Source organism: Halomonas sp. TP35 (genome assembly GCF_052375975.1).
Taxonomy (GTDB): Bacteria; Pseudomonadota; Gammaproteobacteria; order Pseudomonadales; family Halomonadaceae; genus Vreelandella; species Vreelandella citrativorans.
On record NZ_JBQSUZ010000005.1, the window covers coordinates 158,921 to 180,718 of the forward strand.

The 21,798-nt window shown below is 51.3% G+C and carries 20 protein-coding genes; 4 read left to right on the top strand and 16 right to left on the bottom strand.

Annotated elements, in window-relative coordinates; translation table 11 throughout:
- Positions 1-97 precede the first annotated feature (97 nt).
- Positions 98-1,762, top strand: coding sequence for a glucose-6-phosphate isomerase (gene pgi / locus ACT3RU_RS08575; RefSeq protein WP_192527699.1), 1,665 nt, complete (start codon positions 98-100; stop codon positions 1,760-1,762).
- A gap of 104 nt (positions 1,763-1,866) precedes the next feature.
- Here pgi and ACT3RU_RS08580 read toward each other — a convergent pair whose 3' ends face one another.
- Both ACT3RU_RS08580 and ACT3RU_RS08585 read right to left on the bottom strand, forming a co-directional pair.
- On the bottom strand, positions 1,867-2,355 hold the full coding sequence (locus ACT3RU_RS08580; protein ID WP_192527700.1) for a GNAT family N-acetyltransferase: 489 nt from the start codon (positions 2,353-2,355) through the stop codon (positions 1,867-1,869).
- A gap of 50 nt (positions 2,356-2,405) precedes the next feature.
- The gene (locus ACT3RU_RS08585) at positions 2,406-2,975 is read right to left on the bottom strand and encodes a putative glycolipid-binding domain-containing protein (RefSeq protein ID WP_192527701.1); all 570 of its coding nucleotides are present in this window, start codon (positions 2,973-2,975) and stop codon (positions 2,406-2,408) included.
- A gap of 122 nt (positions 2,976-3,097) precedes the next feature.
- Here ACT3RU_RS08585 and ACT3RU_RS08590 point away from each other — a divergent pair, with 122 nt between their 5' ends.
- Positions 3,098-4,015 (top strand): hypothetical protein, encoded by a 918-nt coding sequence (locus ACT3RU_RS08590; RefSeq protein ID WP_192527702.1) that lies wholly within the window; start codon positions 3,098-3,100, stop codon positions 4,013-4,015.
- A gap of 144 nt (positions 4,016-4,159) precedes the next feature.
- Here the strand turns inward: ACT3RU_RS08590 and ACT3RU_RS08595 are convergent, their stop codons facing one another.
- From ACT3RU_RS08595 to ACT3RU_RS08610, 4 genes are all read right to left on the bottom strand, one after another.
- The gene (locus ACT3RU_RS08595) at positions 4,160-4,723 is read right to left on the bottom strand and encodes a cysteine hydrolase family protein (RefSeq protein WP_225733825.1); all 564 of its coding nucleotides are present in this window, start codon (positions 4,721-4,723) and stop codon (positions 4,160-4,162) included.
- A 91-nt stretch (positions 4,724-4,814) separates the two neighbouring features.
- Complete coding sequence (locus ACT3RU_RS08600) at positions 4,815-5,261, bottom strand: hypothetical protein (protein WP_087111559.1); 447 nt, start codon at positions 5,259-5,261, stop codon at positions 4,815-4,817.
- Between the two features lie 149 nt (positions 5,262-5,410).
- Positions 5,411-5,872: a hypothetical protein gene (locus ACT3RU_RS08605; protein WP_087111561.1), complete on the bottom strand. Its 462-nt coding sequence runs from the start codon at positions 5,870-5,872 to the stop codon at positions 5,411-5,413.
- A gap of 120 nt (positions 5,873-5,992) precedes the next feature.
- Positions 5,993-7,432, bottom strand: coding sequence for an alkaline phosphatase (locus ACT3RU_RS08610; RefSeq protein WP_192527703.1), 1,440 nt, complete (start codon positions 7,430-7,432; stop codon positions 5,993-5,995).
- A gap of 235 nt (positions 7,433-7,667) precedes the next feature.
- On the opposite strand from ACT3RU_RS08610, the gene ACT3RU_RS08615 reads away from it, so the two are divergent.
- Positions 7,668-8,753: a PA0069 family radical SAM protein gene (locus ACT3RU_RS08615; RefSeq protein ID WP_192527704.1), complete on the top strand. Its 1,086-nt coding sequence runs from the start codon at positions 7,668-7,670 to the stop codon at positions 8,751-8,753.
- 153 nt (positions 8,754-8,906) lie between these two features.
- Here ACT3RU_RS08615 and gadC read toward each other — a convergent pair whose 3' ends face one another.
- The 6 genes from gadC to ACT3RU_RS08645 all read right to left on the bottom strand — a co-directional run bounded on the left by gadC (position 8,907) and on the right by ACT3RU_RS08645 (position 15,223).
- Positions 8,907-10,445, bottom strand: a complete 1,539-nt coding sequence (gene gadC, locus ACT3RU_RS08620) for a glutamate/gamma-aminobutyrate antiporter (RefSeq protein WP_192527705.1) — start codon at positions 10,443-10,445, stop codon at positions 8,907-8,909.
- 97 nt (positions 10,446-10,542) lie between these two features.
- Complete coding sequence (locus ACT3RU_RS08625) at positions 10,543-11,940, bottom strand: glutamate decarboxylase (protein WP_192527706.1); 1,398 nt, start codon at positions 11,938-11,940, stop codon at positions 10,543-10,545.
- Positions 11,941-12,417: 477 nt separating this feature from the next.
- Positions 12,418-12,648 carry a hypothetical protein gene (locus ACT3RU_RS08630; RefSeq protein ID WP_087111569.1) on the bottom strand — a complete coding sequence of 77 codons (231 nt, stop codon included), beginning with the start codon at positions 12,646-12,648 and terminating at the stop codon, positions 12,418-12,420.
- Positions 12,649-12,658: 10 nt separating this feature from the next.
- Complete coding sequence (locus ACT3RU_RS08635) at positions 12,659-13,843, bottom strand: Na/Pi symporter (RefSeq protein WP_225733826.1); 1,185 nt, start codon at positions 13,841-13,843, stop codon at positions 12,659-12,661.
- Positions 13,844-14,024: 181 nt separating this feature from the next.
- Positions 14,025-14,645: a histidine phosphatase family protein gene (locus tag ACT3RU_RS08640; RefSeq protein ID WP_192527707.1), complete on the bottom strand. Its 621-nt coding sequence runs from the start codon at positions 14,643-14,645 to the stop codon at positions 14,025-14,027.
- Between the two features lie 110 nt (positions 14,646-14,755).
- The gene (locus ACT3RU_RS08645; RefSeq protein ID WP_192527708.1) at positions 14,756-15,223 is read right to left on the bottom strand and encodes a hypothetical protein; all 468 of its coding nucleotides are present in this window, start codon (positions 15,221-15,223) and stop codon (positions 14,756-14,758) included.
- Between the two features lie 84 nt (positions 15,224-15,307).
- On the opposite strand from ACT3RU_RS08645, the gene ACT3RU_RS08650 reads away from it, so the two are divergent.
- Positions 15,308-15,619: a winged helix-turn-helix domain-containing protein gene (locus ACT3RU_RS08650; RefSeq protein WP_192527709.1), complete on the top strand. Its 312-nt coding sequence runs from the start codon at positions 15,308-15,310 to the stop codon at positions 15,617-15,619.
- A gap of 21 nt (positions 15,620-15,640) precedes the next feature.
- Here ACT3RU_RS08650 and ACT3RU_RS08655 read toward each other — a convergent pair whose 3' ends face one another.
- From ACT3RU_RS08655 to coxB, 4 genes are read right to left on the bottom strand one after another with little or no spacing between them, the layout of a single operon-like run.
- Positions 15,641-17,818: a heavy metal translocating P-type ATPase gene (locus ACT3RU_RS08655; RefSeq protein WP_225733827.1), complete on the bottom strand. Its 2,178-nt coding sequence runs from the start codon at positions 17,816-17,818 to the stop codon at positions 15,641-15,643.
- 17 nt (positions 17,819-17,835) lie between these two features.
- Positions 17,836-18,192 carry a hypothetical protein gene (locus ACT3RU_RS08660; protein ID WP_087111579.1) on the bottom strand — a complete coding sequence of 119 codons (357 nt, stop codon included), beginning with the start codon at positions 18,190-18,192 and terminating at the stop codon, positions 17,836-17,838.
- A 3-nt stretch (positions 18,193-18,195) separates the two neighbouring features.
- Complete coding sequence (ctaD, locus tag ACT3RU_RS08665; RefSeq protein ID WP_192527710.1) at positions 18,196-20,724, bottom strand: cytochrome c oxidase subunit I; 2,529 nt, start codon at positions 20,722-20,724, stop codon at positions 18,196-18,198.
- Positions 20,721-21,791, bottom strand: coding sequence for a cytochrome c oxidase subunit II (gene coxB / locus ACT3RU_RS08670; RefSeq protein WP_192527711.1), 1,071 nt, complete (start codon positions 21,789-21,791; stop codon positions 20,721-20,723). Before coxB ends, ctaD begins: the two co-directional genes overlap by 4 nt.
- Positions 21,792-21,798: the final 7 nt, after the last annotated feature.

Genomic DNA, 21,798 nt, shown 5'->3' on the forward strand with positions numbered 1-21,798 from the left:
CCTTATCACTTTTTTATGTAGTATTTTTACATAATCGATATCACCGCCATTTACCCCAGTTAACATTTGCCACTCAACAACAACGGACACGCGCTCTATGTTTCAACTCACCCGTAGCGTTACGTGGCAGGCGCTTGAACGCCTGCGCGACAACACCCATAACGACCGCATCCGAGACTACTTCACTAACGACCCGAAACGCTTTGAGAAGATGAACCTCAAGGTCGGCGGTCTGTTTCTGGACTATTCAAAGCACCATGTTTCCGACGAAGTGCTCACCAAACTGATAGAGCTTGCTGACCACTCCGCGCTGGTGCAGCGCCGGGCACAAATGTTTTCTGGCGATATTATCAACGTTACCGAAAACCGTCCGGTACTGCATACCGCACTGCGTAACCTGAGTGACGAACCGGTGTATGTCGACGGCGAAGACGTCATGCCGGAAATTACCCGCACCCGCGAACAGATCAAACAATTTTCTGAAACGGTACGCAGCGGAGAATGGAAAGGCTACAGCGGCCAGTCGATCAAGGATGTCGTTAATATCGGGATTGGCGGCTCGGACCTTGGCCCCAATATGGCGGTGCGCGCACTGCTTAAATATCGCCACCCGGAGATGCACTTTCACTTTGTATCCAACGTGGACGGCACGCATATCCAGAAGGTGCTTTCGCGCCTGGACCCGGCCACCACGCTGTTTATCGTCTCGACCAAAACGTTCTCCACCCAGGAAACGCTGCTCAATGCAAAAACAGCGCGGCGCTGGTTCCTGGAGAACGCCGGAAGCGACGCGGATGTAGGTGCCCACTTTGTCGCCGCTTCTACCAACCGCAAAGCGGCCATGGAATTCGGCATCCGTGAAGAGAATGTGTTCGAGTTCTGGGCGTGGGTGGGTGGGCGCTACTCCATGTGGTCTTCAATCGGCTTACCGATTGCGTTATCTATCGGTTTTGAAGGGTTTATTGAGCTGCTGGAAGGTGCTCATGAGATGGACCGCCACTTTATTGAGGCGCCTTTCTCCGAGAACATGCCGGTACTCATGGCGCTTATCGGCATCTGGTATATCAATTTTATTGGCGCAGAAACCCAAGCCATCGTGCCTTACGACCAGGCGCTTAACCAGTTGCCCTCCTTCCTGCAACAGCTGGATATGGAGTCCAACGGCAAATCGGTGGATATTTTCGGCCACCCGGTCAACTATAAAACCGGCCCGATTGTATGGGGGCAAACCGGCTCCAATGGTCAACATGCCTTCTTCCAGCTGCTGCACCAGGGCACGCGCTACGTACCTATCGACTTTATCGCCTCGCTCAAGCCGGAGCCTGGCATGGAAGATCACCACTTTGCGCTATTAACCAACATGCTCGCCCAGGCCAACGCTTTTATGGAAGGCAGCCAAGGCGACGGTAAAGAGTTAAGCCAGCACGACCCCTACAGCTGTCCCGGCAACCGCCCTTCCAGTACGTTACTGTTGGATGAACTCACTCCCCGCAATCTCGGCGCGCTAATCGCACTCTACGAGCACAAGGTCTTTGTTCAAGGCGTGATCTGGAACATCAACTCGTTCGATCAATGGGGTGTTCAGCTAGGCAAACGTATCGCCGGTGAAATCAGCGAACGCATCGACACTAACGCAGCCGACTTTGATGCCTCAACGCAAGGATTGTTGAAATTGGTACGCGCGCATTTTCCAAGTGGCGGTGACGGCGCCAACAGCCAACACGCTGAAAACGCCAAAAAAGCGACGAGGAAAAAGAGTTAGCGGGTTTAAGAAACAGAGAAAAGCGTTTATTCAAAGTCCTGGCGTAATAGCCGGGACTTTTTATAAGTAATCTGTATTGATGCTGTATCGACGAAAACAGCGTGTTAGTTCACTTCCATCCAGTACTGCGTTGATGTCTCACCGCATATTGTAAAACCCAACCGCTCGTATAGGGCGATGGCCTGGCTCTGCTTTAAAACACGAAGCCGTAAAGGCACGCCCAGCACTCTGGCCTTTTCAAGCTCCTGGCGCACAATGTGTGCACCAACTCCCCGCCCTTGATATTCCGCTAAAAGAAACAGATCCCGAAGCCGAAGAAATTCCCCTTCATTTGTAACCCATACAGCACCTACAGACTTACCGTTTAACGCCAAGACCTCAAAACCACCCTGGCGCCATTTTTCATCAAAAGCTGGCATTTGAAGCTCGGCCTCCCACGTGCCGAATTGACGCTCGACAACATTCTGGTAGGCGCTTTCATAAGCACGCCAAATAAAATCACGATCACTCTGTGCCGCTTTCAACCTGGCAATGTGCATTGCTTTATACCGCCCAAACCGATTTATGGAAGCTGAATATAAGCTTGCTGCCACAATACCGAAGGCTCATTGTCCAGGCCCGGCCATCATTGAAGCTACGATGGTTATTCGCCATGCTCTTCTCGCCACAACAGCGGGTAGTTAGATACAAAACCTGATGACCTTACCGTTAACTCCGTTTCGAAATCACCGCCGCTCGATACGTAGTTAAATATTGACTCTGATTGCCGGGTGTAACGTTGAGGTAGCTTTTCTAACGTCAGTTCTGGAAATGTTAACCAAGCAGCGACTGCCTGCTCGGAGTCTCCTATAGCCATATCGCATCGCCTGATAGGCAGCAAATTCGTCGCTGGTGAAAAGGCGAGATCAACGTCAATACACCCTTCAACCTGAGGTTGCTCAACCCCGTTCAACGTCCACACATTGCCAGGCTCGACCATAAGTACCACGTCAATCGGCTCATCATTAATGTTACCGGCCACATGCACTTCTTGCGTTTTCCAAGCCGCATCGCACACGACTCTGTAGGAGAGCAAGCACTTGTTGCCCTCGGCTACGAAGATGGAAGTTCCTGTCAGCAGGTGGCCTCTTTCGCCGCTGCTCACGTTGCATAACTCGTGTCCTGGCAGGTCCAACCGCTGCCAGACAATCGTATCTTTGGTTGGCATCGTCATAAATTCCGAACCTTACTCCTATCAATCACCCTATGCGGCGGATCACTCAAGCCAGTTCAACCTTACTAAAGTTAGCTTATAAATGGCCGATAACGTCTATTAATAACAACGAAGGATCGACCATGAAGATCGGATTTTCCAATTTTATGTTGATAGGTACCCGTCACGAATCGTCTCCCGCTTTGAAGGTGTCTCGGGTCGCAAGCCAAAAGAGCCCGATGGTGGCAGCACCGGATGCTGACGATGCACTGACTAAACGCCTTAAAAAGCAGAAAGAGGCGTTTGAGCAACTGGCGGCCCTGCCCAGCCCGAAAGAGTCAGCGATGCAAAATGCTTCGCAGAAAGTCGGCTTTTTAAAGCAGCGGCTAGAAACACTTAAAGCGATGATGCGCTTTGCATCACCAGAACAGCTCAAATCCATGGCTAAAGAGCTTAAAAGCATTGCCCGCGAGCTAGGTGTGGCAGCGCGGCAATTAAATGATAGCGGCGGTGGTAGTGCTGGCCCTTCTGTCACGCCTACAGTAACGAGCGCCCAGCCAACAAGCAGTGTCACCCCTACCGCTTCTTCTGACAGTGCTGAAAACAGCAGCGCCGATACACAAGCTGACGCTCAAGCCGCCAACGCGACGCTCGCCAGTGCGGAGGCGACCATGGCGAACCAGGATGATGAGCAGAGCGAGCAAGCGCAGGGTGCAGCCACCACGACCAATGACGCGCCAAAGGCCGTAATCACCTCTTTGCAACCGCAAGATGATCGCCGTTCTCAAGGAATTAGCGCCAGCGAACACGCTCTGCGCAGTATTTTGATCGATACAAAAAAAGAGCTTCAGGAAGCGATGAACGAGCTAAAGATTCGCCTACGTCAAGAGGATAAAGAAGCCCGCCGAGAGCTTAAAAAGGCGGAAGAAGATATGAGCAAGCTTGACCGTATACTGGCCCAGTCAACCTCCAATGCACTCTACTCTTCGCTAGGCCAAATGCTACCTACTACCGTGAACAGTGCCAGCGTAGTCATGGGTAGCATTAGTGTGGAAGTGTGAGCATTCGCTCGTTGCCCTACGGTCATTCGTTCACAGTACAGTTGCTGAAAAGGCACGCAGTGCAATGTTACTTTGACTATGTACTAGCATGAGTACAGGTTATGGGCGCTGTTGTAGTGTACAAAGTCATGAACTTTATTTGAGTTAACTAACTATTAACAGCACTTCATCAGCGCGTGTAATTACCGCATACTCCCCTTCCAGATTCGCCAGTGACATAGCATGCACTTCATCCGCCGTACGGTAAGCGCCTGCGTAGTCCTGCTTGGCAAAGGTAAACGTGGCATCGGCGACGACGTGGGTATCAAAGCCAAGATTACCGGCTGTGCGAGCGGTGGCTTCAACCGAATTGCTGGTACTTACACCGACGATAACCAGCCGCTTGATCTCGCGAGCGTGAAGCCAGCGCTCTAAGCCTGAGTGGGTAAACGCACAGGGTATGTTCTTTTCCACTACGTGCTCTTTAGGTTCCGGGACTAGTGCGGGCTGGAACTCTGCGCCGGGCTGTCCCGGCCAGAACGGCGAGCCGGGGGTCCGAGAGATATGCCGTACATGCACCACCGGCCAGCATGTACTACGCCACTTTGTAAGCAGGCGCTGGATATTTTCTTCCGCATTAGGGTTATTGCGCTCGCCAGCGGCAGGGTCGCTCATACCCCGCTGCATATCGATGATCATCAGAGCGACAGGTTGATTACTCGTTACCAATTCAACATCCTCTTTTATAGGCTTCTTGGATCAGGCGTAAATCCAAGTACTTACGTGAAAACTGTGCGTTACTAGCCGCCCCTTCTCAAAATTACTCGAAATACTTCAACCACCTATACAGCTTGCCTAAAAAGCGGGTACCGAGTATTAATCCGATGCTGAGTACAACCACTGCTAGCGAGCCGTAGGCCACTATGCCTCCCCACGCCCATTGGCCAATCGCTGTGCTCAAATGCTGAACGAAAAGATACACACCGATCAAGAAGCTGCCTGCGCGTACCAAGCCCTCCTCGGCAATCGTTAAAGCAGGCTCAGCACGCTCTTCTCCAAGAAATTTATTGGCCAGCGTTACCGCAGAAAACCACAGTACGATACCCGCGATGAAAGGAAGAACAGCAGTGGCTGCGAGCCATGGCAGCCACTGGGCTAGCTCCGCATCGTAGCCTGGACTAAACAGCAGCGGAGATGCGCGTAGCAAAGGCGTAATGGCGAGGTAAATAGCGAGTAATCGAATCAAAAGAATGGAGAAAGGTTTCACGGGCTTACCTTACATTTAAACCTCCAGCATAAGCCAAATTTGGCCCAAAAACCTGGCACCCGATACAACATTGCCTTGGTAATTTCTTACCAAGGCAATGAAGCAGTACGGCTACACTCTGTATAACGGACGAATGTAGAACCGGTTGTTTAACGATCCCGAATGACAATCGGACCAATGGGCGCAACGTTAGGCATGAATAGCATGACTTCGTTAACGTCGTGCATGGGGGCGACAAAATCGGCTTTCCAGGTACCTACGCGTGGGTTCTTGTCTGGTTCGTAGTTAAAGCTCAGCCGCAAGTTGTCTGGCGCGACCACACCTCCATCTTCACGCAGCAGCGAGAACGACTGGTCGCCGAACTCGGCGTAGATCTGCCCGTCAATTCGATCTAGCGGGATATCTTCATAAATGATCTCGCCAGAGTAACCAGGGTAGTCCGTCACGAAACGTACTTCAATATGTAAAACGCCCTCTTTGCGAACAGCTTTATAAGGCTCAGCGTAGGCGTGACCACTGGCGGTGGGCGCGCGTTCAGCATTAAGTGCAAATGCTGGCGTGCTGGCTAGTGTTGTCAATAACAGCAGTGAAAGAGTGTTACGAAGCTTCATATCTGACTCTTTTCGGGGTAGTGAGTGGATTGATAGTTGGCGAAGTGATATCAGGCAGTGGTTACCAACGGAACAGAGCCACCCGAAGGCGGCTCTGTTGTACTTGCAATACGTGGGTATTTACTCAGCTTCGATACCGAAAGCGTTCAGGCCCGCGCGGAATACGTCGGTGTTGTCGATCCAGTAGTGGCTGTCTTCGTCTACTTCATAGCGGGAAAGACCGCCTTCTGCCTGAGCGATGTCGAAGAAGAACTCAGCGCCCGCGCCGTGGGCATACAACGGTACCAGCTCACGCGTGTGGGTATCGGAATGCCAACGTACCAAGGGTAGCGCGCCAGCACCCTGATTAACGATCGGGCTATAGGCATTCACATCAGAGTCAGGACCTTGAAGCAAACCGTTACCGTGATCAGTCGTTACAATGATCAAGGTATCGTCCCAGGAACTGTTGTTTTCTACCCACTCAACGGCCGCCTCCACAGCTTCGTTGAAGTCGATTTGCTCTTCGATAATACGCGGCAGGTTGTTAGCGTGAGCAGCCCAATCCACAGCGCCACCTTCAACCATCAGGAAAAAGCCATTTTCGTTGCCGTTTTCACTGGCGCTGAGCACGTTCAAAGCGCCGCCCGTCAGTGTGGCAAGGCTTGGTGACGTATCCAGTAGATTACCGCCGGTTACGCCGGGGCGGCTGTATTGCAGCGTCTGAATGTTCTGCACCAGGCCCAGTACTTTGTCCTTGGGAAGATCCAACTCACCAGCAGCCAGAGCTTCAAAATCGTCCTTGCTTTCGATAAAGGCGTAATCCGTTTCGCCGCCTACCAAGCGCTGGTAGGTCTCTTCGCCACCGATAAAGCGGAAATCGCTCTCACCGGGGTTATCGACATGCTCGCCGGCTGCATCGTAATAGGGGTGTCCGGTACCGATGGCGACAGTGGCAAGGCCAGAATCGACAATTTCGCGGCCAATGGCTCTATAGTCATTGCGGCTTACGTTATGGGCCATGAAACCGGCAGGCGTCGCGTGGGAAACCTGCACCGATGAGACAACGCCCAGAGCGCGGCCGCTATCAACAGTGTATTCGCCAATATGCTTAAGCGGTTCATCATCGTTGGACCAGTTGATGGCGCTGTTATAGGACTTATGGCCTGAAGCCAGCGCCGTTGCCGCTGCAGCGCTGTCGGTGTAATCAGCCCGAGCGTAGTCGTAACCGGCAAAGTAGCCCTTGTAGTTACCCAGGCTACCTTCGTAAACGGTGTCTACCACCTCGTCGTTCCAGAGCTCGGCTGGTTCAAACGTAACCGTACCGTCATCACTCTTGGTGGGTGTGGTAGAGGTGTTTAACGGATGCGTTGCCATGAAAAGCTGTGTGTCAAACTCATCATAAACTTCATGGCCCAGCGCGCCGTGACGGAAGTAACTTGCCGCACGGAACGTCTCGATACCGGTGCCGTCGGTGATCATCAAAATAACGTTCTTAGCTGTGTTTTCCTGCGCTAATACCGGCGTAACCATGACCGATGCCAGTGCCAACGTGAGTGCATTGCGCGTAAAGTTTTTCATTTTCATCCCTAAAATAAATTTAGCTAATTCGATATCCAACAAATCGTAGCGCTTAAAAATGTCATTTTCATGAATGCTAATAAAGGTAAGTCAATTATTTCTAATAACCATGAATCGCAATCAGCAGCCGATCCGTAAAACTGTTCATTGTGGGTTTCGCCTGAGTAACGCTTGCACGCTTGGTCACAACACATATACTGTATATATATACACCAATATAGAAAGAGGCAGACGTATGGCGTCTCTCGGCAAATCACCAATACGGACCACCGTGCACAAAGGCCGCGGGGCAACCTATGACCCGCACAACCGCTTTGCCCCAACCCATAGCGTGGCAGAAGACGACGGATGGTGGCGCGAAGAGACTTCCCCCACACGGGCAACTGAAGTACGCGAAGAAACCAGTAAGAGTGCGCTTTCCTGGAACCGGTCGCCAGACTTACCTTTTGATCGCTCATTGAACCCTTACCGAGGTTGTGAACATGGCTGTGTTTACTGCTATGCCCGCCCTTCTCATGCCTATTGGGATCTGTCGCCGGGGCTTGATTTTGAAACCAGGCTGATTGCAAGAAATGGCCTGGTTGAGCGATTAAGTGAGGAGTTTTGCAAGCCTGGATACGTCTGCCGACCAATCAATCTCTCTGGTAATACCGATTGTTACCAGCCACTAGAAGCCAAGCGCCAATTAACGCGCCAGTTGCTTGAGCTATTATTGGCTTGCCGCCATCCAGTCACTATTGTGACCAAAAGCACGTTAGTGTTACGGGATATGGATATGCTGGCTGAGATGGCCGAACACCGCCTGGTGCGCGTATTTATTAGCCTGACCAGCCTGGACGCCAATATGAAACGCACGCTGGAACCTCGTGCGGCCTCTCCTCAAGCGCGTTTAAAAGTTATCCGTGAGCTTAATACTGCAGGCATTCCCGTCGGGACGCTTGTGTCTCCGGTCATCCCCGGATTAACAGATCATGAAATAGAGCGGATTCTTGAGGCCGCCAGCCGTGCTGGCGCACGAACGGCGTCCTGGATGCTGCTGCGCTTGCCCCATGAAGTCGCTCCACTCTTTGAAGCCTGGCTGGAAGCCCATTACCCAGAGCGTGCGGCCAAAGTAATGAGCCTAATTCGCCAATGCCGGGGCGGCAAGGCCTACGACGCTCAGTTCGGTAAGCGCTTTCGCGGCGAAGGTATTTTTGCCGATATGATTGCACAACGCTTTAATCGCGCCAGCCGCCAGTGGAACTTTCAATCTCGTTCCGAGCAAGGGCTGAATACCCGAGACTTTCGCCCGCCCAACGCTCAGGGCGATCTTTTTTATTAAAGCCCATGAAAAAGGCATTTGCCTGACATACTCCCAGCTTACTGAAAGTGCCAAACAAATGCCTGAGTGATTAATACTGTTGTTTTTCGCTATTCGTCATAGCTCTGCTTAAAATCTAATGGACCACATTTCTAAACATCCTTTCATGGTTCATCAATGCAGTTTTTCTCCATCAACAACGATGTGATGCGTACTGCGGGCTTTGGGATGAATAAAGTAGTGACCTTCGGGCGCTGTATGGGGCTTGATGTGGTGTAGTTTAAGGTTTTTTGGCGCAGCGCTTTTATTATGCACTCCATAAATAATAAACGGAATCGCTAGCACTACAAGGAAACAGCCGATCAGCAAACCGGTATAAACTTCGTTAGACTCTTTTCCTGGCAACCCCGTGGGAGGAAAGAAGGAGACGACAAAAGCAACTAAAGAAGTAAGTAACCCCACCACTGCAACAGCAATTTTTATTTTGTTACCGCCTGGGATATTGAAGGTACGTTGATTTTCAGGCTGTTTTCGAACAAGGGTAATGTAAGCCAGGAATAGCATAAAGTAGCTGCACAGATAGATAACGACTGTTAGCGCTAGCGCAATCAGGAAGGACATATTATTTCCTCCCCCCGTATTCGTCAAAACAATCAATGCGATAGTTGTAATGATTAACTGAGAAATAACCAACGCCACCGGCACGCCGTTCTTGTTTACTTTAGCAAAACGCGCCGGCAAGATACCCTGCTGCGCGGTTACCAACATACCGCGTGATGGTCCAACAATCCATGCGGCTATTTCAGCCAGCACACCCAGCAACAGCAGCGCAGCAATAATCCGAATAGCCCATTCAAAATGGCTGCCAAAGTGGTTAATCAACACACTGAACGTTTGCATCACGCCCGCAGATAAGTTGATTTGCTCGTGAGGAATAACAGACGCAATTGTCAACCCACCGAGTGAACTTAAGAGAATGGCAGAAACCATAAGAAACAACATGGCGAGAGGATAATCACGACCGGGGTTTTTCATCTCATTGACATGGGTAGCCGACGCTTCAACCCCCATATAACTCAGTATAAAAGCGACAAACACCACCAAGGTGCTCATACTACCGAAGGTGGGGAAAAACGTCTGTGCACTCATTTCAATAGCGACCGGCGCACCTGAATGAAGATACAAAACTGCAAGCCCAATTAAGATAAAAGCGGGCAGTAGAATACCTGCAAAAAAGCCTAGCTTTGCAATCCGCGCCGTATTCTTGGTACCGCCAAACTGAGTTAACGCTAACCCCCACAATATAATCAACGCCGCAATCGTCTTGACTATCGGGTCGCTATTCAGTGCAGGCCAATTAAGAATGTAAGAGAGTGCGCCTAGCACAAAATAAAGCATAGGAATAAAGCCAACAGCAATTTGCAAATATCCAAAGGAGATTGCCGCAAATCCCCATCGTTCACCTAGCGTTTTGGATACCCAAGTGAAAACCCCACCCTCTTCCCAGCCTTTAACTGTCGCCATTTCTGCTGCGCAAAGTCCTACCGGAATAAACCACAGAACCCCACCAAGAATAAGAAAGAAGACCAGCGAGAAACCCGATGTTGCGAAGGTAGGATATTCATATACCGCCATTACCATTGAAGCCGTTATCGCGAAGAAACCCAATAACGAAAGCTGCTTTGGCGCGGCTGTCGATTGTGTATTATCCATATTTATTCCCCGAAGAAACGAATTATTAGTCCGTCATTCTTTTATTCGCTAATTAGAGCGGCGATGTCTAGCCGCTCTAACAACCAAAAGTTTCAAATCAGGAATGATTAAAGCCGCTGGCCTCACCTTCTGACAATGGATTAACCACGGGATGATCTTCAAAATGCTGAAGTGCTCGCTTCATATCTTCAATTAACAAGCAGCCTAGATCGTAGCTCACCCCATGACGAACAAGGATACGCTGGATAACCAAGTCTTCACGGTGAGCTGGCATAGAATAAGCGGGGACTTGCCAGCCGCGCGAGCGTAATTTGTCGGCCAGGTCATAGAGCGTATAACCGCCAATATTTGCGCCTTCTTTCAGCTTCCATGCCAACGCAGGAATACCTTCATTGCTGTTCCCATCAAAGAGGATTTCGAAGGGACCTAGCTTACCAATCTCATCCGCAATATGTTGCGCGGTAGCGTAACAGGCATTATGGATTTTGGCGTAACCTTCACGCCCAAGTCGCAGGAAGTTGTAGTACTGCGCAATGATTTGCCCACCGGGGCGCGAAAAATTGAGCGCGAATGTCGGCATATCACCGCCGAGATAGTTAACGTTAAAAATGAGCTCTTCGGGCAAGTCTATTGCTTCACGCCAGACCACCCAGCCAGCTCCCAAAGGTGCAAGCCCAAATTTGTGGCCAGACGTGTTAATGGACTTCACTCTCGGGAGTTGGAAGTCCCACACTAGATCTGGCGCGCAGAACGGAGCCAAAAAGCCCCCGCTGGCACCGTCAACGTGTATAGGAATATCCAAGCCGGTTTTTTGTTGTAATTGATCCAGTGCATCGCTTACGGCTTTTACTGGCTCGTATTGGCAGGTAAAGGTAACGCCCAGCGTTGGTACGACACCAATCGTATTCTCATCAACGCGTTTGATAACTTCCTCTGGGCTCATAATCAAGCGATCGCCTTCCAGCGGAATTTCACGCAGTTCAACATCAAAATAACGGGCAAATTTGTGCCAGCAAATTTGTACCGGCCCACAAATCATATTTGGTTTATCCGTGGGCAGCCCTTTTGCCGCACGTTTTTTCCGCCATTGCCACTTAAGCGCTAGCCCACCAAGCATTGCGGCTTCTGAAGAGCCAATCGTCGAGCATCCCATGGTTGTTTCTGGCGAGGGTGAGTTCCAGAGATCTGCTAACATCCTAACGCAGCGTGCTTCGATTTCCGCAGTTTGTGGATATTCATCTTTATCGATCATGTTTTTATCGATTGAAAGATCCATCAAATTACGAATTTCATCATCTACCCATGTTTGGCAAAATGTTGCCAGGTTCTGGCGGGAATTTCCATCAAGCATTAATTCGTCACGAATGGCGCTAAATACATTGTGAGGATTACGTTCTTCATCGGGAAACCCGGATTTCGGCAACGATGTCGCCAAGTCAATTGATGCATATACATCGTCATTATCATTACGTGCATTTAACCCTTTGACATCCATCGTACTACCCCCAGTTTTTATATGGATCACGTTTACTGCTCAAAGATCAGCTAAGACCACCCTATCAAACCATCAAAATTTACTATATCTACATGGGTGGTGCTTTTAGTCTATGACAAAATCTTAAAAATGAAACATCGTAAGTATAATTTAAAAAATTATTTCGCCAAAAAACGCCTATCCACTTGAAACTGCTAAAAATATTACCAACCAAGGCGTGTCATTTCTTTCTCGTAGCACCCAACGGGTAGAAAAGTGATTTAACAACCAATGTAAAAAGAAATATCCAACAAGCAACCATTCGTGCCAATGAATAAACAACAACGCTTTGATGGAAACAAGTTAAGACAAGAGATTTACAGCATGGCATGGCCTAAAAGATTTGAAAAAAGCATTTGCTGACATACTCTCAGCTTACTGAAAGTGTCAAACAAATGCCTAAATGAGTAATCCTGTTGTTTTCGCTATTCGTAACGCTTATTTAGGCCGGTGGCGTAGCTCATTGAGCACTAACGTAAAGAAACTACGAATTTCGTTCATTTTGGGTCGTGCTTCTTTAATCAACGTGTCGAAAGGTTCCAGCTCTCGCTCTTGCGCTTCTCTTTGCGCTATCTCTTCTCTTATTTCTTCAATGAGCTCGGAAGAGTCATCCAGCATGGCCTTGAGTTCAGCGGTCGATGTTGACACTAGCTCGTGTTGATTGGTCATGGACGTTTCCTCAAAACAGCGTGGTGAGCGCAATCAGGATGGCTGGCACGGCAATAAATACGCCTAATACCCAAGCAGCGGCCAGTGCTTTTCTTTCTGAGGCGACACGACCTAGCCACTCGGCACCCTTAACAGGCAGTGGTCTTAAAAAAGGTAGGCCAAAAATCACCACAACCGCAAATAGATTAAAGAAGAGATGAACCAGCGCGATTTCCAGCGCCAGTATGGCAGTTGCCCCAGTAATTGCGGTGGCAGCAAGTAGCGCGGTAAACGTCGTGCCAATGTTGGTGCCTAATGTGAAAGGGTAAATCTGACGTAAAGAGAACGCGCCTGACCCAGCTAACGGCACCATTAAGCTTGTGGTGGTAGAGGAAGACTGGACTAAAAACGTCACCACAGCACCAGAAGCAATACCGGCGACGGGGCCACGTCCAATGGCGTTATGCATAATATTTTTTGCCTGCCCTACCATCAGTACTCTCAGCAGTGCGCCGATATAACGAATCGCTAAAAAGATCACGGCAATGCCAAAAATAATCATGGCAACGCCACCGGCAATCGTGGGCAGGTTCATGGCGACACTTTCAACCGAAGAGGTAATCGGCTTTGTTGCCATCCCGACAATATTAATACTGCCCATGGAAAGATCGGCATCGCCGTAAAACAGAAACGCCGTAGCGTTCGCCAGCTTTTCAAGCGGATGAAAAATAAGCTCAATGGGCAGAAAAATCGCCACGGCCAGCAAGTTAAAAAAGTCATGCACCGTTGCGGCAGAGAACGCGCGCCTAAACTCGGCTTTATCACGTACGTGGCCCAGACTTACCAATGTATTGGTGACAGTAGTACCAATATTGGCCCCCATGATCATAGGCACCGCCGTAGCGACAGGCAGGCCGCCCGCCACAAACGCCACGATAACGGAAGTAACGGTTGAAGATGACTGTATCAGGGCCGTCGCGACAATCCCAATCATCAAACCAACAAAGGGGTTGGTGGCAAATTCAAATAGCTGAGCAGCATGGTCGCCCGCAGCAATCTTAAAGCCATTACCTATGATGGATACGGCACAAATCAGGAAATACACCAGCAATGCAAGCGTGAGCCACTGCCTTAGTGTGCCCTTGCGCCGGACTTTTATCCTTCGACCCTGGCTTGGCAAGACCTCTTGCACAGCGCTATTAATATTCTCAGCCATTTGCCGCACCCTCCTCGCATGAAGAACGCCAGATACTCACTTACTCGAAGAATGACGGTTATTGGTGACACCGGTGTGACAACAGCGTGGCATTATGATGTTAGAGCCTTTTTTTGCTTTTATAAAAATTTAATAAATATTATTTAATAAGATATCCCACCAGCTTTTTCAATCAGGCTAATCATTTATAGTAAGCTTTAGAAGCTGACCGAAAGGTTATTCCCTGCACATCGCTGATTTCATAAATATCATCTAAAACTGTTAGCTTAAAATAAGCACAATCTCCTACTTTAACATGCTGAATATCAAACAATTCATTGAGTAGAAGGCGGATAATGCCGCCATGAGCCACAAGGATGGAAGGCGACTCCGTAAGATCGTGCTTTAGCTTATCAAGTGTGAATAAAACCCTTTTCTTAAAAGCCGAATATGTTTCTGATCCTTCGACGTTACTTTTTTCATCGTTAATTTTTTTAACTTCACCTGGAAAACAGCGTGCTGCTTCAGATCTAAGCAATCCGCTTAACACTCCATAGCGATTTCGCTCCTGAAAATCAGGAAGCGTTCGGCACGTAATGTTCGTGGCTTCGCTAATAGCAGCGGCGGTTTCTTGCGCCCTGATAAGTGGGCTTGCATATAATGATTCAGCGCCTATTAATTGAAGCGCCCTTGCAACCTCTTTACTTTGTTCTCGCCCGTGCGGCGTCAGGTGATCGTCATAGGAGCCACCGAAACGGTCTTCGATATCGCCGGTGGTTTGACCATGGCGAACCAGGTAGAGCACTTTATATATGGGTGTCATTGTAATCCTGCTTATTTTTACAAAAGCCGACTACTACAACACCTTAGAATGACAAAATGATTAATTGACCCAAAAAAAGTTGCACCCCAGAAAGGGCATTCTACTTACGGTTACCCGCGATTAAGCAGGCGAAAGTGCTTTTTTACCTGTTTGTATGGTAATTCCAGACAGATAACTATCCAGCGGGCGTCATCTAGACGAATGGCGAGGCAAAGTTCATCCTGCCAGCCGGTTCGCTGATAGAAGTTGCTGGCGTATTCGTTATGCCCGGCAGGCGGTACCACATCGGCCATACACAGCACGCCTTGCCGCGGGGCGCTGCCGAGCGGCACCAGAAACGGGTCCTGCTGGTAATCCTGTAGCAAGTAGCGCTGAAAAAGCAGCTCACGGCGCTCGGGAATGGAATCGAACAGGTAGATAGGGTGTTTGTCAGGCCGGTACCCAATGATCACCGCACAGTCAAAGTGGATAATGGTTTTGAGAAGCGCCGTCAGCTGTGAGGTGAAGCTCACCGTGTGCAGCGCATCAATCGTCTGCGTTAACGCATGCAACATGGCGTCTTTAAAGAGAGTAGGCATACGTATTAAACGGTGGCTGTGGCAGAGGACGTTCCGTATGCTTTAGTCCGCGCTCATTTATAAGACACTCACACAGTAGATTTTATGACCGACTCTCTCAGCAAGACAAAATCCAGCTTTTATCGACGTCTTTACGTGGCTTACCTGATCGACCAGGGCGTCGCTAGCGTACCTGCGCTCGTGAGCGCCTGTGGCATGCCGCGTCGTACGGCTCAGGATACGATTGCGTCACTTGCCGAACTGGACATTGAATGCCAGTTTCAACCAACCCAAGGCGAGCGCCATAACAGTGGTGAATACCGGATTATCAGTTGGGGGCCAATTGACCCTTCCTGGGTCAAAAACCAGGCAAAACGGCTGGCCGAGACACTGGATTATCCCGCATTCACATTTTGATTGCCTGCTGGTTCAGTATGCTCAGTCGCGCCAGGCAAGCCGGGCAGCATTCAGCGTAACGCTTAATGAACTGGCGACCATGGCCAGCACCGCCACCAGCGGGGGAATGGCCATCACGATCACCAAGCCCAGTGCTAGCGTGTTATAGACGGCCGACAGGGTTAAATTCTGCAACATGACACGCCGAGTTGCCTGAGCAGTGGCAAGCCCCTCAACCAGGCTAGAAATACCCGGTTTCAGTAAATGCGCAGCTGCACCTTCACGGGCGGCATCACTGGCGTTGAAAGGAGCTGCCCCAGTATCGGCAGCCACCAGGCCTAAGGTGTCATTAACCCCATCGCCCACAAACATCGTAGGCCCAGGCAGCCCCTGAACCAGACGGGCTTTCGCCTCTGGCGAACGCTCTGCAAAACATGCATTCGGCGCCAGCCCAAGGCGCTCAGCCACCGCCTCAACGGCGCTAGGCCTATCTCCACTCAGCATGACCACCCAGTAATCGGCTTGCAGTGATTGAATACTCGACGCGGCATCCTCATACGGCGTATCTTCAAGATAGAAGCTGCCTAGCCAGCCCAAGGCGTCCGCAAGTACCACTTCAGAGGCGGCAAGTGAGGTATCCGTTTCATATTCAGGCAGCTCAATACCCTGGCTACTTAAAAAGCGCTGGCTGCCGAGCCAAATATCGCCATGTTCTGGCAAGTGAAGGTGCACCCCTTGCCCAGGCACCTCTTCTATCAGCGGGGCTTGCCGCGGCACGTATGTCGGGTCAGAACCCGCCCAACGCTTGAGCGCTTGGGCCAAGGGATGCGGGCTGTTGGCTGCCACTTGATACAACGTGGCTTTAACCGCCTGTTCGGTCACCCCTTCGCGGCCTACCCAGTTTACTAGCACCGGTTCGCCCTGCGTTAACGTGCCGGTTTTATCCAGGGCAATGGTTTTAACTCTCGCCAGCGTTTCAAGCGCTGCTGGGTCGCGTAAGGCGATCCCTTGGTTTAACAGTCGTCCGCTCCCCGCCAGGCTTGCCAATGGCACGGCCAAACCTACGGCACAGGGGCATGCAACGACCAGAACTGAAAGCGCTCGAACGGCGGCATCTTCAAGGCCAAGCCCCAATAATAGCCCCACCGGCAGAGTAGCTAACCCCAGTATCAACGCCACGGGGCTTAGCCAGGCAGCAAAGCGGTCGGCAAGTTTTTGCAGCTCGCCCTTTTGCGTCTGATAGTGGCGCATTTGGTCGCGAAGACGGTCCAGACGCCGATCGCCCAAGGCATGAGTGACCGTCATACTGACATCATCGCTGCCTAGTAACCGACAGCCGGCATAAATTGGCTCGCCTTTAGGAAAGTGGCGAGGCGTGCTCTCCCCCGTCAGCGATGCGGTATCCACCCACGCGGCCTCTTCTAAAATGCCGTCCAGCGCAATAAGCTCACCCGGCGTGAGCATTACCCTGGCACTCGGTAGCACCTCAGCCAAGGGTTTCACCTGCCACTTGGCGCCCTCCCACACCAGCGCCTCACCCTTTGGTTGGGGCAGGACATCAAGGGCTTTTAACCCGCGATGACGACACAGCGTTTCCACTAGCCGCCCGCCTAGCAAAAGTACAATGAGCATGACGGCTGTATCGAAATACACCTCGGCAGAGCCGCGCCATAAAAGCCCGAATGACACCACGACCGCAGACCAAACGCCGAGGGTAACCAGCACGTCCATACCCGGACGTTTAGCACGCAGCGTGCGCAGGCCCGCCCGATAAAACGGCCACCCGGCAAAAGTCACAACGGGAATAGAAAATGCCCCCGACACCCAAGCGACGACCCATTCAATCGTTGGGTTGGGCAACGCTCCTGCGTAAATCAACAGGGATGCCAGCATGGTCCACATGCCAAACACGGCCCCCACCAGCAGGCGTAAACTCAAATAGCGGCTTTCCTGCTCAAGGCGCGCATGCGCGTCCGCACCAGCTTCCAGCTCGGTTAATCGGTAGCCCAGGCGCTTTACTCCAGGGGCCAACGTGTCGAGCGAGATAGCCTCAGCAGCTCCTTTTACCCATAGCGTGGCGGTTGGGTAGTGAACGCTGATGCTCTCAATCCCCTTTCGGTGGCTAAGCACGCCCTCCACGGCGAGCGCACAACTGGTGCACCACATGCCGTTTAGCGTGTACAGCGCTTCTTTGGCGCTTGGCTCCCCCTGCGCCTGCATCGGTGGCTCTTTACCGCTTACAGACAAGGCGGTAAGCCAACCATCGGCCCGGCGACAAACACCACGCCCAAGGCAGAAAACACGTATAGCCATGCGGACACAAAGGCATTAAAGTGCTGCCGCCCTTTATGCTGTTTAGCTTCCTGAAAACACCCCCAGGCAAGCCCGGCCAATAGCACGGCGGTTACCAGGCTCAGCAACAGCAGAGTGATATTAATATGGTTAAATGCCCCCTGGTCAGGCTCTGGCGGCACCACGGCGCAGGCAACCGATAGCCCGCCGTAAATGGCGACAAACCAGATGCTCCAAAGCGTCAACCCACCTACAAAATGGCCCGGATGAGTAAGATTTAATCGCTGCACGATTGCTTTCATCGCTTAGCCTCCAATCACGCGCGGTAGCACGGCCAGCGCAACAACCAATATCCAGAACACCACCACGTTATAGCGCCAGAAATAAGCGACGACTACCGGTTCAAACGGCGCATGCAATCCCACATAGCGGTAACCAACACGTAAGCCCTGGAGCAGGGAAAGTACGGCCCCCAAGGCGCTATGCAGCAGCGCGTAGTAGAGGCCTACCATCAGAATTGCATCATGCGACGTTTCAGTAACCGCCAGGTTAGCGCGTACCATTACCCATAAAATCAGCGCAAACTGAATGCCGCCCAATAGCGCGGCGCCGTAAAAGTTAAACGCCAAGCCACGCTCTTGTTGTTTACGCAGCCCGCGTACGCTTTTCTCCATTAACGCCGCGCCACCCAGCAATGCGAAGCCCGCGATGACAAGCGCTATTAAGGAAAGCGGCGATGTCTCGGGCATCCGCCATTCAGGCGATATCGTCCATAGATAGAACCAGCCAAATAGATAAGATAGGAAAAAAGATCCATTGGCGATCATTGCGGTTGTCATGGCCCATACACCGGGGCCATCCATGGTTCGGGAGTGCAGCGGTGGGTCGCCAGGCGTAACATTAGCGTTAGGCGCCGCTTTAGGATGGGCCCCGTTCTCCCACGACCAGCGCAGCAGGAAAACGACCGCCACCGCTGCCCCCAAACCGGCCAACGGGTACCAGCGCAATAACAGGCTGATACACACTATCGCCAGCGCCATAGCAGCAAAAAGCGGCCACCAGGAGTTACTGGGCACATGAATAACTTCACGCACTTTACCGGTTAGCGGGTCGGTGCCCCACATCTCGCGGCGGCCGTGGTCTGCTGAGGCCAGGCCGTGCTTACCTTCTTCCATCTCCTGCGGCAACTTAGGATGCTCCCAAAGCGGGTGGCGTGTTTCAATAGGAGGCAAGCTGACAAAGTTATAGGGAGTCGGTGGCAGTTTATTGGCCCACTCCAGTGTATCCGCATTCCATGGATTGGTTTTGGCGGGTTTGCCGTAGCGAAAGTGCAGCGCGATATCAATCAGCACCATGGCGAACCCTGCCGACATCACAAACCCGCCGATGGAAGACAACAAGTTAAAAACATCCCAGCCCAATCCTGTGTCATAGGTATAAACCCGCCGGGGCATTCCCAGAAGACCCGTCCAGTGCATAATCAAAAAAGTGGCATTGAAGCCAATAAACACCAGCCAGAAGCCCCATTTGCCAATCGTTTCAGAGGGCATCCGCCCTGAAAAGAGCGGCAACCAGTAGTAAAGCCCGGCCATTAACGGGAAAAGCATGCCGCCTACCAGTACATAGTGCATATGCGCCACGACAAAGTGCGTGTCATGTACCTGCCAGTTAAAGGGCACTAGCGCCAACATAACGCCGGTTAAACCACCGCACACAAAAATGACCAAAAATCCGACGATCCATAACATCGGGAGTTTCATTTTGGGTTTACCAAGCCATAGTGTGGCCAACCAGACAAAGATTTGAATACCGGTAGGTATCGCCACCAGCATACTGGCAGCTGAGAAAAATGCCTGAGCCAGCTGGGGGATGCCCACCGTAAACATGTGGTGGACCCATAGCCCAAAGCTAATAAATCCCATCACGGTAATGGCGAATACAACCCAGCCGTAGCCTACGATAGGCCGACCGGCGAAGACGGGAATCAGCGTCGAGACAATACCAGCAGCCGGCAGAAAGATGATGTAAACCTCTGGGTGGCCAAATAGCCAGAACAGGTGCTGCCAGAGTACCGGGTCGCCGCCGCCTGCGATGTCGAAAAATGGCATGCCTACAGCACGCTCAAGCTCCAGCAAGATACTGCCCAGAATAAGGGGTGGAAAACCCACCACAATCATCAGCGCCATGGCCAAAATGTACCACGCAAACAGCGGCATCTTGTGCAGCGCCATCCCTTGAGTACGGGTTCGTAGAATGGAAACTACCAACTCTACCCCGGCTGAAAGCGCCGAAATCTCAACGAAGGTGATCCCCAACAGCCAGAAATCGGAGCCGAGGCCTGGCGAATACTCGCTACTGCTAAGCGGCGTGTACATAAACCAGCCGCTATCCGGCGCCATTTCCAGCACCATGCTGAAAGAAAGAATGATGCCGCCAAATAGATAACACCAGTAGCCCAGCGCGGTTAACCGCGGGCACACCAGGTCACGCGCGCCAATCATCTTGGGGATCATATAGATCGCCAAGCCTTCCAAAATGGGGATGGCGAACAAAAACATCATCACCGTGCCGTGCATGGTGGTGACTTGACTATAGATTTCGGGTGTTAAAAAGCCTTGATCGGGTGTCGCAATCTGCGTGCGAATCAGCATCGCCAAAATGCCACCAATCAGAAAAAAGGCCATCCCGGTGACCATAAATCTAAGGCCAAGCGTGGTGTGGTTAACAATGGTTAACGCTTTTAAGCCAGCAGGGTTTGCCCATACCTCTGCAAGGTCATTGTGTAACTTTTGAAGGTCTTCAGGGCCACTTGCGTCGCGATCAATCGTTGTCATGGGGTCAAGGTCTCCAGCCAAGCACCCAGGGACTCCAAGGTGGCAGTATCCATATAGTTATGAGATGGCATTTTGTTACTCGGCTTGAGCGTTTGGTGATTTTCCAACCAGTAGTGAATAGCCCCCTCCTCCATGGGGAGCGTGCCCGCGCCCAAGGTATAGCGCGCACCAATATCAGAAAGATCAGGCCCAATAGTGGAGGCAGAGAGTCCAGCAACGCTATGGCAGCTGGCACAGGTAGATGCAAACTCATCCCGCGCTTGGGCAAAGTCATCATTTGCAAGTGCCCGTTCGGCCAAGCGCTCTTCCTGCCGTTCAGCGAGCCACGCGTCATACTCTTCACGTTCTACGGCTTCAACGTAAAACTCCATATTCGCATGCTGAGTACCGCAAAATTCCGCGCACTGACCACCAAAGACGCCCGGCGCATCGGCCTCAAGGCGAATAACATTGGTGCGCCCGGGTAACATATCGATCTTGCCACCTAGTCTGGGTATCCAAAAGGAGTGAATAACATCGGCGGAGGTAACGTGAAAATCTACAGGCTCCCCCGCAGGCATGATGAGCTGGTTCGCGGTAACGACTTCTCCACCTTCTGCTCCCGGGTAGCGAACTTCCCACCACCATTGGTGGCCGATCACCTCAATTACTTCCGGGGGCTGGCTCAACGGTAGCGGCAACATTCGCTTGCCAGTCGGCACCCCAAAAATAAGTAACGCTGTAACGCTCAAAACAGGAAGTAAAATGCCCCCACCAATAATCCAACAGCGAGCAATTTTGCGCTCCTCTTGAGGCGTACGTTCTTGGTATTTACGTTTGAAGGTATAAAGCCATAACGCCACCACGCCAATCAGCACCACCGTGGCAAATGTCAGCATTATCCACCAGATTAGGACCACATCGCGTGCAGCTTGCCCAGCGGGGTCTAGAATAGATAGATCACCCGCGCAGCCTGTAAGACCTAACGTCAGAGTGCCCAGCAGGGTGAGCATGCACCGGTTTACCCACTGCGGCACAGCACGTTGAATACACAGCAAGGCGACGTGATATAAGTAGCGTTCCCTCATTGTTTAT

Excerpts from the sequence above, each read along its gene's own strand:
- pgi (WP_192527699.1), top strand. The coding sequence starts at position 98 with ATGTTTCAACTCACCCGTAGCGTTACGTGGCAGGCGCTTGAACGCCTG.
- ACT3RU_RS08585 (WP_192527701.1), bottom strand. The coding sequence starts at position 2,975 with ATGACGATGCCAACCAAAGATACGATTGTCTGGCAGCGGTTGGACCTG.
- ACT3RU_RS08590 (WP_192527702.1), top strand. The coding sequence starts at position 3,098 with ATGAAGATCGGATTTTCCAATTTTATGTTGATAGGTACCCGTCACGAA.
- ACT3RU_RS08605 (WP_087111561.1), bottom strand. The coding sequence starts at position 5,872 with ATGAAGCTTCGTAACACTCTTTCACTGCTGTTATTGACAACACTAGCC.
- ACT3RU_RS08610 (WP_192527703.1), bottom strand. The coding sequence starts at position 7,432 with ATGAAAAACTTTACGCGCAATGCACTCACGTTGGCACTGGCATCGGTC.
- ACT3RU_RS08615 (WP_192527704.1), top strand. The coding sequence starts at position 7,668 with ATGGCGTCTCTCGGCAAATCACCAATACGGACCACCGTGCACAAAGGC.
- gadC (WP_192527705.1), bottom strand. The coding sequence starts at position 10,445 with ATGGATAATACACAATCGACAGCCGCGCCAAAGCAGCTTTCGTTATTG.
- ACT3RU_RS08625 (WP_192527706.1), bottom strand. The coding sequence starts at position 11,940 with ATGGATGTCAAAGGGTTAAATGCACGTAATGATAATGACGATGTATAT.
- ACT3RU_RS08630 (WP_087111569.1), bottom strand. The coding sequence starts at position 12,648 with ATGACCAATCAACACGAGCTAGTGTCAACATCGACCGCTGAACTCAAG.
- ACT3RU_RS08635 (WP_225733826.1), bottom strand. The coding sequence starts at position 13,843 with ATGGCTGAGAATATTAATAGCGCTGTGCAAGAGGTCTTGCCAAGCCAG.
- ACT3RU_RS08640 (WP_192527707.1), bottom strand. The coding sequence starts at position 14,645 with ATGACACCCATATATAAAGTGCTCTACCTGGTTCGCCATGGTCAAACC.
- ACT3RU_RS08645 (WP_192527708.1), bottom strand. The coding sequence starts at position 15,223 with ATGCCTACTCTCTTTAAAGACGCCATGTTGCATGCGTTAACGCAGACG.
- ACT3RU_RS08650 (WP_192527709.1), top strand. The coding sequence starts at position 15,308 with ATGACCGACTCTCTCAGCAAGACAAAATCCAGCTTTTATCGACGTCTT.
- ACT3RU_RS08655 (WP_225733827.1), bottom strand. The coding sequence starts at position 17,818 with ATGCAGGCGCAGGGGGAGCCAAGCGCCAAAGAAGCGCTGTACACGCTA.
- ACT3RU_RS08660 (WP_087111579.1), bottom strand. The coding sequence starts at position 18,192 with ATGAAAGCAATCGTGCAGCGATTAAATCTTACTCATCCGGGCCATTTT.
- ctaD (WP_192527710.1), bottom strand. The coding sequence starts at position 20,724 with ATGACAACGATTGATCGCGACGCAAGTGGCCCTGAAGACCTTCAAAAG.
- coxB (WP_192527711.1), bottom strand. The coding sequence starts at position 21,791 with ATGAGGGAACGCTACTTATATCACGTCGCCTTGCTGTGTATTCAACGT.